The following is a 2,073-nucleotide window of genomic DNA, read 5'->3' as shown; positions in this document are numbered from 1 at the left end:
CCCCTCCGCCACCCGCGCCTCGAACAACGCCGGCACCGTCGACCCCACACCCACGGAACCCAACTCACCGGCCGGAGACACACCCTCCTCAGCCAGGAGCACATCCACCTCACCGATACGCGCCGAAGGCCGCTCGGCGACGGCGGTCAGGACGCGGACGAACCGGGTGGCGATCGCGTCGGCGGTCTGCCGGTCGAAGAGGTCGGTGCGGAATTCCACGGCGCCGCGCAGGCCGGTGGGGGCGCCGCCGTCCTCGTGCCGTTCCTCCACGACGAAGGAGAGGTCGAACTTCGCGGCGCGGGTGCTGACGGGGTGTCCGGTCACGGTGAGGCCCGGCAGCTGTCCGACGGTGTCCAGCGCGTCCTGCCGGTCGGAGCCGTCGACGGTGAGGGACACCTGGAAAAGGGGGTGGCGGCCCAGGGACCGCTCGGGGTTGAGCGTGTCGACGAGGCGCTCGAAGGGGACGTCCTGGTGGTCGTAGGCCGCCAGGTCGGTGGTGCGCACCCGGTCCAGCAGTTCGGTGAAGGCGGGGTTGCCGGAGGTGTCGGTGCGCAGCACGAGCGTGTTGACGAAGAAGCCGATCAGGTCCTCGAGTGCTTCGTCGTTCCGGCCGGCGACGGGGGTGCCGATGGGGATGTCGTGGCCCGCGCCGAGTCTCGTCAGGAGGGCGGCGAGCGCGGTCTGCACGACCATGAAGAGGCTGGCTCCGCTGCTGTGGGCGAGCCGCAGCAGCCCCTCGTGGACCTGCGCGGGGACCTCGAAGGGGACCTCGTCACCGTCCTCGGACGCGACCAGGGGCCGAGCGTGGTCGGTGGGCAGGGTGAGTTCGGCCGGCAGCCCGGCGAGCGCCTCGGACCAGTGGGCCAGTTGGCGCGAGATCGCGGAGTCCGGGTCGTCCTCGGAGCCGAGGTGTGTGTGCTGCCACAGGCTGTAGTCGGCGTACTGGACGGGCAGCGGCGCCCAGTGCGGTGCCCGGCCGTCGGCCCGGGCGGCGTAGGCGGTGACGAGGTCGCGGGCCAGCGGCTGGAGCGACCAGCCGTCGGTGGCCGCGTGATGGATCACCAGCATCAGCACGTGCTCGCGCGGGCCGAGGGCGTACAGCCGGGCGCGCAGCGGTGCGTCGGCGGTGAGGTCGAGACCGGTGCGCGCGGCGTCGGCGAGCACGGCCTCCAGCCGGTCCTCGGTGACGTCCTCGACGGGAAGGCCGGGCAGGGCCTCGGCCGGGTGCAGGATCTGCTGGCGGGGTCCTTCGTCGTCCTCGGCGAAGACGGTGCGCAGCGACTCGTGCCGGGTGACGAGGTCCCGCAGGGCCGCTCGCAGGGCGTCGCGGTCGAGGTCGCCCGACAGCCTGAGCGCGGCCGGGATGTTGTAGGCCGGGCTGGGTCCCTGGAGGTGCTGGAGGAACCACAGCCGCTGCTGCGCGTACGACAGGGGAATGCGCTCCGGCCTGGGCTCGGCACGGGTCAGCGCGGCGCGAGCCGCGTCGGCCGTGCCGAGCCGCCCGGCCAGTTCGGCGACCGTGGGCGCCTCGAACAGGGCTCGTACGGACAGTTCGGCGCCGAGGGCGGCACGGATGCGGCCGATGAGCCGGGTGGCGAGCAGCGAGTGCCCGCCGAGGGCGAAGAAGTCGTCGTCCAAGGTGACCTGCGCGACGCCCAGGACGTCGGCGAACAGGGTGCACAGGACCTCTTCGCGCGCTGTGCGTGGGGCGCGTCCGGCGCTCGCTCCGCTGATCGGGTCGGGAGCGGGCAGTGCCTTGCGGTCGAGCTTGCCGTTGGGGGTGAGCGGCAGCACGTCCAGGGTGACGAGCTGGGACGGGACCATGTACTCGGGCAGTCCGGCCGCGGCGTGCTCCCGGAGCGCGCTGTGGTCCGGTGCGCCGTCCGCCGGGACGATGTAGGCGACGAGGCGCTTGTCACCGGGACGGTCCTCATGGACGACGACGGCCGCGCCGGCGACCGCCGGATGCGCCACGAGAGTCGCTTCGATCTCGCCGAGTTCGATGCGGAAGCCGCGGATCTTGACCTGATGATCCGCACGCCCGAGGTATTCCAGACCGCCGCCGCGCAGGCG

At 73.0% G+C, this 2,073-nt stretch carries 1 protein-coding gene; it reads right to left on the bottom strand.

Annotation, left to right across the window (positions count from 1 at the left end; all coding sequences use genetic code 11):
* The coding region (locus ACFT32_RS43500; protein ID WP_382500266.1) for a condensation domain-containing protein at window positions 1-1,989 on the bottom strand (1,989 nt) is incomplete at its 3' end.
* Window positions 1,990-2,073 lie beyond the last annotated feature (84 nt).

This window comes from Streptomyces sp. NPDC057002 (genome assembly GCF_042673825.1).
GTDB lineage: Bacteria > Actinomycetota > Actinomycetes > Streptomycetales > Streptomycetaceae > Streptomyces.
The sequence above is the reverse complement of the archived record's forward strand: the minus strand, read 5'-3'. Positions and strand labels throughout refer to the sequence as shown.